Genomic DNA, 8,691 nt, shown 5'->3' with positions numbered 1-8,691 from the left:
GCCCCGTGCGGCCAGTCCCGGGTGACGTCGTCGATGGTGGCCGCGATGGCCGCGCGGCGAAGCCACAGGTCCAGCTGGTCGGTGTCGACGCAGGCGAGAATCCGCTCGCGGACCGCGCCAGGCACCGGCACGCCGCGGCTCTCCAGCACCAGCAGCACCGACCTCGCCTCGCCACGGGCCTCGCCAAGAGCCTCGCCACGGGCCTCAGCGCGGGCGTCGATCTCGTTGTAGCGCTCGTTGTGGTAACGCCCGGCCGAGGATCGTCGTCATGAGGAAGGCCTCCCATCGGGCCCGGGCTGCCTCGGGCAACCGACCCACTGTCACGTCATCATAAAAGATCTTCTTGCCTGGTTCCAACACGTCCAGCGCCGCCAGCAGCGCCGGGAACATCACGTCGATCTTGACATCGTCGAGGTGGCAGATCGCCGCGAGCAGCACCGGCGCCGGGCGGGCCGCCGCCAGCTCCGCGTCAGCGACCAGGGGCACGTCGGCAGCAGTAAAGAACCGGGGGTACAGCCGCACGCCGCTGCGGGTGTCCCCGGCGATCTGGTCGCGATACCAGCGGGCGACCGCCGGATCCGGGGTGAACACCACCAGCGAGGCCTTGACCTGGAACTCGGCCTCCAGGTGCCCGACATAGAGCTTCCAGGACCCCAGCTTGCGGAGGTCACGGCCACGCTGGACCTCGTAGACGGTGCCTCGCACCGGCCTGTCGTCCGGGTCGCAGTACAGGACCATCGCGTCGGCCTGGAAAGTGTGCGGGCGGACGTTGGGGTCGTACAGGCGCGCGTGGTCGAAGGCGGGGGCGTCGTCGCCGAGGAGCTCGGTCTGCACCCAGTCGGGCAGGGACGAGTCGAGCCGGAGCAGCTCGAGCGGCGTCTCGTGAGCGGAGGTGGGCATACCGCCACGATGCCCGATGGGTCCGACAGGTCTGGTTCGCAACCTGCACACCAGCGCCGTAAGGCGAGATGTCCACCTTCGTACCCGGGAGCAGGCCCAGCGCCTCGCGGATGAACTTGGGCAGCACGATCCGACCTACTTGATCGACAACAGCTTCCGTAGGAGAACGATACTAGTTTGATCCCATAGCCGTGAGCGTCGCCAACCGCCGTACGATACTCCTCCAGTGGGGGTGCACGATCGACGGCTGCGACGACTGGGTACCGACACCGGTCGAGTGCGCCCAGCCCTCTAGATTTCTGCGAGAGGTACCGCTTCCTGGGGATATTGGAGGGCACGGGCAATGGCGACCGTGGCGCGTGACCGGCTGGCGAGGATGCTGCGCGGCGACGCGGAGACCACGTTCAGCGTGGGACTGACAGCGAGTAGGGATGACCTGAGCCTCGAAGTCGAGGGCGTCGGGCCCGTGGCCTTTCCAGTCCGGCCCGAGCAGGCCCGCGAGCTGCTCGGCCTCGGCCAGCCCGCCCGGTTCGGCCGCGGCGAGGAGACGCTGACCGACCCGGGCGTCCGCGACACCTGGGAGATCCCGAAGCACCTCGTCCACGCCCAGTGGGACGACAAGGCACTCGACGTTCTTCTGACGACGGCAAAAGACGAGCTGGGCCTGCCGATCGCCGCCGAGCTGACGGCCGACCTCCATGCGCTCCTGGTGTACGAGCCGGGCCAGTTCTTCCGCGCCCATCAGGACAGCGAGAAGGACTACGCGATGATCGGCACTCTGGTGGTGGTACTACCCTCCAGCCACACCGGCGGCGAGCTCGTGGTGCGCCACCTCGACGAGAAGATGGCCTACCGGGGCTCGAAGACGGACCTGTCGCTGGTCGCCTTTTACGCCGACTGCCGGCACGAGGTCGCCGCGGTGCGGTCGGGGTACCGGATCGCGCTCACCTACAACCTCCTGCTGCGCGGGGACACCGCCCTGCCGGAGGGCGACGAGGGAGCAACCGCCGAGCTGGCCGGCTTCCTTCGCGAGCACTTCGGCACGCCCGTGGCCAGCCGCTACGGCAGAGGCGCGGCCGACCCACCGAACCGGCTCGTCTACCTCCTCGACCACGAGTACACCCCGCGCGCGCTGGGCTGGAGTGGGCTGAAGGGCGCCGACGCCGCTCGCGTGTCCCTGCTGCGGGCCGCGGCCGAACGGGCGGGGTACGAAACCGTGCTCGCGCTCGCCGATGTCAAGACGACGCACAACGCCTACGAGGTGAATGAAGACCTCGGGCACCGAGGAGGACGGTACTGGGACGACTACGACGAGGACGACGAGGACGACTACGACGAGGACGACTACGACGACTCGGGCGAGGACGACGTCGAGTACCAGGTCGAGGAGCTGCTTGTCTCCGAGGTCACGCTCACGCACTGGACCGGCCCGGAGGGCACCCGGCTGGAAGAGGTCTCGCTGGACGTGAGCGAGGACGAGGTGTGCGCATCCACCGGATCCGACGACCTCGAGCCCTACTCCTCGGAGTACGAGGGCTACATGGGCAACTGGGGCAACACGCTCGACCGCTGGTACCACCGGGCAGCAGTCGTCGTGTGGCCCCGCGAGCAGGCCTTCGCGAACCGCGCCGAGACCTCGCCGGCCTAGGCTCTTGACAAGCTCGCCGGAACGGCGGTGCTGTCACAACCAGCACGTCTGCATCGTGGCCATGCTAGAATTTTGGATCGCGCGACGCGACCACAGCCCCGACGATGCGCGGGCTCGCGCTTCGCAGGGCAACGAGGAGCAGGAGCGCCTCAGTCCTCCGAGTCGTCCGGGTTCGCCCATTCGAGTACGAACGGCAGAACAGACCTTGGGACGGTGAAGCCGGTCGCGAGCCCGACGGTCTCCTCGTCGTAGCTGGTCTCGAGGAGATCGTCGACTCCGTCGGGAATCAGGCCCCGGTCCTGGAACACCTGGACGATACGTCGCACCGGCCGGGTAAACCCACGGAGGCTGCGTTCCGCGTCGTACTCCGCTATTCGGTAGACATCTGCACGGCTGATGAATCCACCCAGCTCGGCGGCCCGCCGCACTACTCTCGCCTGCACCGGGGCCTCGCCGGACAGCCTATCCAGTACGGCTGCCACCGCATTGGCGGTCCAGCCGTCGCCGACCAGCCGTGCCTCGATCTGCTGGACCCGTTCGACGTTCTCCAGGGACGACTCGGAGACGACGACATCAAGGAGCGTCCGCGCCCGTTCGAGCAGAGCGTCGGGCTGCACCATGAAAAGCATGCGGCCCGTGACCGCCCTCATCTCGCGCACCAGTTCCGGCCGCGGCCCTCGGGGTGCCTCCCGTACCCGGCGCCACCAGTCCTCCTTGACGTCGCTGGTCACGAAGAGGGCGTCACAACCGCGCGTCTTCGCCTCGTCCAAGAGTTCGCACCAGACAAGGTAGTCCCCCACCGGGGCGTCTCCTGGCTTACCCTTGTCCTTATAGCCGGGCGGAACCTCGTCCCGAACACGCTGGTGGCCCTCGGCGATACGCTTCGCCAGCACGTCCGGGGCCGGCTCCTCCGCCACCTTCCCGGCAAGGATGCGGCCGAGGGCGATCACGACCGGGTCGCTCGCGGAGTCCTCCAGGTAACGCACACCATCCGCATCGAACTCCGCGACGCGCTCTATCGCCCCGTCGAATCCAGCGTCTATGTCGGTGCGCAGCTCCTCCGTCTCCTGGGGAGAGAGCGATCTGCCCTTCGCCCATTCGCTGAGCAGCTGCTCGGCCCGGGCTCGCAGTTTGTCCAGATCGGCGGTAAGCGCCGACGTACCCCGGGGATCGCGCAACACGCCGTCGCGCACCGACCAGAACTCGGCTTTTACCTGATAGGGGACCCAGAGACGGTCACCGAGATTGGCCAGCACCGCCAGGAGGCTGTCACGTGCCTCGGAGCTGTACCGATAGAGATTAATCAGCGTGTTCGCGTCCGGCACCACGAGGCCGGACGCGAACACGGAGCTGAAGTCGTCATCCGACGGAGTGCGATATGCTTCGAAGCTTTCGAACAATCCGCGCAGCGATTGTACCGTCGGCGGGCTCGGAGCCGCCGCGCCGATCTGTGTCATTCCGCGGTATCCCTCTCTCGCATCGCCCGGGCAGTGAGCTCCACCCCGAGCGTGGAATCGACGATCTTGCGGATGATGTCGGCCTTGCGCTCCTTCGACGCGAGCCGCACGCCGAGCCCGCCAGCCAAGCCCCGCAACGCGGCCACGGTCCCGATCGCCGCCACATACCTGGCCGCCTCGTCTCGACTGGACATCGCCATGATGGCGGTCCGCGTGGCCTCCACGTCCACGTCGGCACCGGGCGAGCGCCGACGTGGACGCTCAAACGCCTCGGCCGGCCCGGCCACCGGGGCGACCGAGAGCTCATCGGCGCCGCCCGGCACGCCGGCCGGCTGGACCGCTACGCCAGAGGCACGGATTACGGCCAGCTGAGCCCGCCCCTCCGTCAGATCACGTATCTGCGCCGGTTCCAGCCGCCCGACAAGTCGCGCCACCTGTTCAAGCACCAGGCTGGCGAGGCCAGCCGCGAAGTCAGACACGGTTGGACTCTCCGATCCTGCGGACTATCTCGGTCACCAGGGCACGCATCTCCGCAACGTTTTTTTCGGGAGCGCGGTCGGACAACACCAGGGGTAGACTCTCTCCGGCCGCATCCGCATAGAATCTGTGGTTCTCCCGAATCAGGGTACCAAATGCAGGTACCCCGGCGCGGGGCCTGTCGATGAAGTTCTGTTCGGCCAGGATCGGCCCTTTACCCTGGTAGCGGACCATCGTGAAGACGATACCGAGGATGACAGCGGAAACGCGGTCCTGAGGTCCCAGCGAACGAACTCGCTCCGCTGTCCCGTTGTAGGCTCCCTTGAAGTGATCAAAGCGGTCCATAAAATGTTCGATCGCCACGGTTGAAAGCTCGTCCGGCTTCGCCGGGATCACCACGAACTGGCTCGCGACGATGGCCGAGCGAGTCAGCATGCCAAAGCTCGGTGGGCAGTCGATCAAAACGAGCTCGTAGTCGCCGGACGGGATCTGTGTTAACGCGTCACGCAGCCGCCCGAACACGCGCAGTAAGTCTTTGCTGCTCCGGGCACCGATCTCCCGGTGCGCGGCAACCACCAGATCTTCCTCAACGTCGCTCAGTGTCAGATCAGACGCGATGATGTCGAGGCGTCCGTTGGCCCCGATGTAAAAGTTGGCCTTCGCGGGGGTGTCCACCAGTTCCAACGGGTCCCGGAGTTTCCCTCGCGGCCGCCACGACTGGAACCAGTGCTTGATCGTACGGTGCGGCTGAAGGTACTCGCGCCACTGCTCGGGGCGATAGAACGAAAGCGTCAGACTCGCCTGCGGATCAAGATCCACGAGTAGGACCCGCTTGCCGCGCCGAGCGATCTCGGCTCCGATGTTGGCCGTCAGGGTGGTTTTCCCGACGCCGCCCTTGTAATTCACCACCGAGACGACCTTCACCGTCCCCCCCCTTCGGCCTGTCGCCGCGCACCCCGTCCCACCGCACCGGCCTCACCAGCAGCTCAGACAGAGGCACAACCGACACCGGAACGCGATGGCGGTTCTTAGTATAACTACCTGCGCTTTGACCAACCGGAGAACCCGCTACCAGCCGGTCAGCGGTGGGCACCGCCGAACTGGAGACCGACCACGCCGACGATGACGAGGATCAGCGAGGCGATCTTCACCGCGTTCATCGACTCGCCGAAGACGGCCGCGCCAATGACGGCCATGGCCGCGGTGCCGGCCGCGGACCACACCGCGTAAGTGAAACCGATCTCCAGATGCTGCAATACTCGAGACACGAAAAAAAATGACAGTGGATAGCAGAAACAGACCATCAGGGTCGGCCAGAGTCGAGTGAACCCGCTGGTCTCCCGGAGCGCCAGCGTTCCAGTGATCTCCAGCACTATAGCGACGATAAACTGCACGGCGATGGCCATACCCGGACGATATCGGCGCGCCGGATAGCGGTCACCCCGGCCAGGGAGTTCAACCCGTTCGACTCGTCGATCGGGTGGCGGTCATCAGTAGCGGGGTGCCGGCCCCGTGCCGGGCACTCGCCTCGGCGAGCAAGGCGGCCAGCCAGCCCAACGCGCCCAACGTCCACTCGGCGAGGGCTCCCTGGAAGGTAACCCGGTCCGAGCAGGTCCCTGCCACAGTTCGTCGACGACGGCGGATTCCAGCACCGGATGGTCGTCGTTCGCCGGGGAGAACGAGTCATCCGAGAAGACGTGCTGGTCGAGTTTACGCAGCCAGTCAAGCATCGCGGGGGCGGCGGAACGGATGGCCGGGTCCTGCCCACCGTCCACCGTCACCCGCACCCGTGTGCTGTGCCGCGGGACGCAGTCGGCGAACCAGCCGGCGTCCTGCAACAGACTTCCCACGGCGGGTGTCCGTAGGCGGCACGGGACGGCGACGCCCCGGCGACGGCCGGCCGGTCCTGCCCAGCGTCGTTCATCCCCCACAGGCCGCCGGAGGCGTGAGGATGCGACGAAGGGATCCCGCTCACGGGTGCACCGCCAGCTCGCTGTACAGGGAGACGAACAGGGTGCCGGCGGGCCCGGCCGCGTCACCCTCGTGTACTACCGCCGGCACCTGATGTTCCGACCCTTCGTGACGAGTTTGTTCGGGTCGTCGGGCACGCCGACCAGATCCACGTCGATGACGCTACGCCACCCCGTCAGCCTGCTACTCCTGCAGTGGCCCCGCCCGGTCGCCCGGTTCCCGGCGCCACCGCCGGACTTCACCGTCGACCGGCCCACCGTGCCGACGTTCCGCCACGTGCCGTCGCTGTAGTACTCCTGCGGTTGGACGGTGACGACCGCCCTGGTGACGTCGCAGTCGATGTTGACCCACCAGCCGTGTCCGGACGCCTCGTGAGCGGAACTGGAGACGTGTACGTAGTCGCCCCTGGTCTCAAAATAACACACCCGCGCGGATTTCGTGGTACCGGCTGGGGAACTCCTGTCCCGCAGGCCATCCGCGCCGGCCGCGGCGGCGACCGCGGAACCCGGGGCGGGCGCGGGTACCGGCCCCGTCGACGCCGTCGGCCCCGCGGTCGCCGCGGTCGCCGCGGTCGCCGAGATCTGCGACGTTCCGGTCAGCACGGTGCTCGCAATGCAGGATCCCACGGCGAGCCTACGAAGAGAGTGACGCACAAGCGCACCTCCGAATCGGGTCGGGCAGCGGAAAGAAAACCGCGTGCCCGGGGCGGAAATTGACGACACGCACGGCACCGGTCCCACCGGTCCCATTCGGTTCCGGGCGTCATAAAAAATTGCATCGCCGCCATGCCACGTCAAGCAGGCGGCCGTCCACCCGACCCGTGTCGGACCCTACCGGTCGCCGACGGAAATCTTTTCCACATGGCAGGCGAAAACGACTCGCGCAGGCGTTTCTACTTCAGCCTGGCGGTAATCGTCTCGACGCCGCGCACGGCGCCGGTGGTGTCGCTGCCGCCGTGGGCGTAGAACGCTTACGGCCGGTCGGCCGACCGGCCGCGCTCCTGTCGGTCTGGAGCGATCCCGCTTCCGTGGACCGGGGGTGTGAGACAGCTACGCCGAGGCCCAGCGAGCAGGACGTTCCCGCTCGGATCACACCGGCGCCCACCAGCCGGGATACACCACATCCGGTTCCCCGGGCCGGTACATTACGGCCATCGTGTCCAACATGCGCGGTCCAGGCAATGCACCACGGCGGCTCGACCGGCCGCTCGGCGGCGTACACCGGGTCCCGGCGGTCCCGCTGTCTCTGCTGTCTCTGCTGTCTCCGACGCTCCCCGGCGAGGCACCCAGCCCGATGAGTACGCCCGCGCAGGGCGGCCGCCATCCCGTCAGCGCGTCCGGCCGCCCGCCGGCAGCCGCCCCGCAGGCCGGCTCCACCTGACGGACCGAACGATCCGTGTTGCTCTTCATCCCGCTGGCCCTGTGCGCCGCGTTCCTGCTCGCGTCGTCCGCGGCTCTGCAACAACGCGCCGCCGGACGCAGCCGGTTCGCCGCCCGTGACGACCGGGCGCACGCGCTGCCCGGGATGGGGCATCTGGTCGACCTGGCACGCGAGCCTATGTGGCTGCTGGGCTGGCTGACGAACGTCGCCGGGTTCTTCACCCAGGCGCTCGCCCTGCACCTTGGTTCCCTCGCCGAGGTGCAGCCCCTCATGGTCACCCAGTTACTGTTCGCGCTCCCGCTGGGCCTGGCCCGCACCCATCTGCGGATGGCGCGGGGAGCATGGTGGGCGGCGGCATCGATCTGCGTAGGCCTCGCGCTGCTCCTCACGGTCCAGGGACGCCTCCCCGCCCATGCGCCCCTGGACGAATACCGGCTGGTGCTGACCATCCTCGCGATCATTGCCCTCGCGGCGACACTGACGGTGTTCTCCCGCGGCCGGCGACCAGCGATGCGTGCGGCGATGCTCGGAGTCGGCGCCGGGCTGTTCTTCGCGCTGAGCGCCCTGCTGATGAAGCAGGCCACCGACGAGACCCTGAACGAGGGGATCGGTACCACCGCGACCCACTGGTTCGCCTACGCCCTGGGCGGAGTCACGATAGCCAGCCTCGTACTCGGGCAGATGGCGTTCGCCGTGGGTCCGCTCGCACCGACCGTCACCGCCATGAACATCACCAATCCGACGGTCTCCTACGCCCTCGCCGTGCTCGTCTTCGGGGTACCCGCCCCGGACACCCCCGGGGTTATCACGGGTGTCACGGTGGCGGCCCTGCTGGTCGTGGGCGGGGTCGTCCTGCTC

9 protein-coding genes and 1 pseudogene are annotated in these 8,691 nt (G+C 67.8%); 2 read left to right on the top strand and 8 right to left on the bottom strand.

The genetic code is table 11. From position 1 onward, the window contains the following. Positions 1-204: 204 nt before the first annotated feature. Together AC08OP_RS15920 and AC08OP_RS15915 are read right to left on the bottom strand one after the other, a co-directional pair. Positions 205-900, bottom strand: coding sequence for a hypothetical protein (locus AC08OP_RS15920; RefSeq protein WP_476614917.1), 696 nt, complete (start codon positions 898-900; stop codon positions 205-207). Between the two features lie 67 nt (positions 901-967). Beyond that, positions 968-1,039, bottom strand: a pseudogene (locus AC08OP_RS15915) (AbrB/MazE/SpoVT family DNA-binding domain-containing protein); the annotation flags it as partial. Between the two features lie 204 nt (positions 1,040-1,243). Here AC08OP_RS15915 and AC08OP_RS15910 point away from each other — a divergent pair. Continuing rightward, on the top strand, positions 1,244-2,548 hold the full coding sequence (locus AC08OP_RS15910; RefSeq protein WP_476614916.1) for a 2OG-Fe(II) oxygenase: 1,305 nt from the start codon (positions 1,244-1,246) through the stop codon (positions 2,546-2,548). 149 nt (positions 2,549-2,697) lie between these two features. Here AC08OP_RS15910 and AC08OP_RS15905 read toward each other — a convergent pair whose 3' ends face one another. The 6 genes from AC08OP_RS15905 to AC08OP_RS15880 all read right to left on the bottom strand — a co-directional run bounded on the left by AC08OP_RS15905 (position 2,698) and on the right by AC08OP_RS15880 (position 7,079). Next, positions 2,698-3,894, bottom strand: a complete 1,197-nt coding sequence (locus AC08OP_RS15905; RefSeq protein WP_476614915.1) for a PIN-like domain-containing protein — start codon at positions 3,892-3,894, stop codon at positions 2,698-2,700. 107 nt (positions 3,895-4,001) lie between these two features. Beyond that, positions 4,002-4,484: a hypothetical protein gene (locus tag AC08OP_RS15900; RefSeq protein ID WP_476614914.1), complete on the bottom strand. Its 483-nt coding sequence runs from the start codon at positions 4,482-4,484 to the stop codon at positions 4,002-4,004. Further along, positions 4,477-5,406, bottom strand: coding sequence for a ParA family protein (locus AC08OP_RS15895; protein WP_476614913.1), 930 nt, complete (start codon positions 5,404-5,406; stop codon positions 4,477-4,479). The genes AC08OP_RS15900 and AC08OP_RS15895 overlap by 8 nt, the downstream gene beginning before the upstream one ends. A gap of 155 nt (positions 5,407-5,561) precedes the next feature. Beyond that, on the bottom strand, positions 5,562-5,888 hold the full coding sequence (locus tag AC08OP_RS15890; RefSeq protein WP_476614912.1) for a DMT family transporter: 327 nt from the start codon (positions 5,886-5,888) through the stop codon (positions 5,562-5,564). 84 nt (positions 5,889-5,972) lie between these two features. Further along, entirely contained in the window at positions 5,973-6,332 is a 360-nt protein-coding gene (locus AC08OP_RS15885; protein ID WP_476614911.1) for a hypothetical protein, read from the bottom strand. A gap of 198 nt (positions 6,333-6,530) precedes the next feature. Continuing rightward, positions 6,531-7,079 carry a hypothetical protein gene (locus AC08OP_RS15880; RefSeq protein ID WP_476614910.1) on the bottom strand — a complete coding sequence of 183 codons (549 nt, stop codon included), beginning with the start codon at positions 7,077-7,079 and terminating at the stop codon, positions 6,531-6,533. A 769-nt stretch (positions 7,080-7,848) separates the two neighbouring features. On the opposite strand from AC08OP_RS15880, the gene AC08OP_RS15875 reads away from it, so the two are divergent. Further along, the coding region (locus AC08OP_RS15875; protein WP_476614909.1) for a DMT family transporter at positions 7,849-8,691 on the top strand (843 nt) is incomplete at its 3' end.

Source organism: Frankia sp. CeRuru1 (genome assembly GCF_977966315.1).
The sequence above is the reverse complement of the archived record's forward strand: the minus strand, read 5'-3'. Positions and strand labels throughout refer to the sequence as shown.

What these genes read in the sequence shown, in the direction of transcription:
- AC08OP_RS15920 (WP_476614917.1), bottom strand. Translation starts at nt 900, where the DNA reads ATGCCCACCTCCGCTCACGAGACGCCGCTCGAGCTGCTCCGGCTCGAC.
- AC08OP_RS15910 (WP_476614916.1), top strand. Translation starts at nt 1,244, where the DNA reads ATGGCGACCGTGGCGCGTGACCGGCTGGCGAGGATGCTGCGCGGCGAC.
- AC08OP_RS15890 (WP_476614912.1), bottom strand. Translation starts at nt 5,888, where the DNA reads ATGGCCATCGCCGTGCAGTTTATCGTCGCTATAGTGCTGGAGATCACT.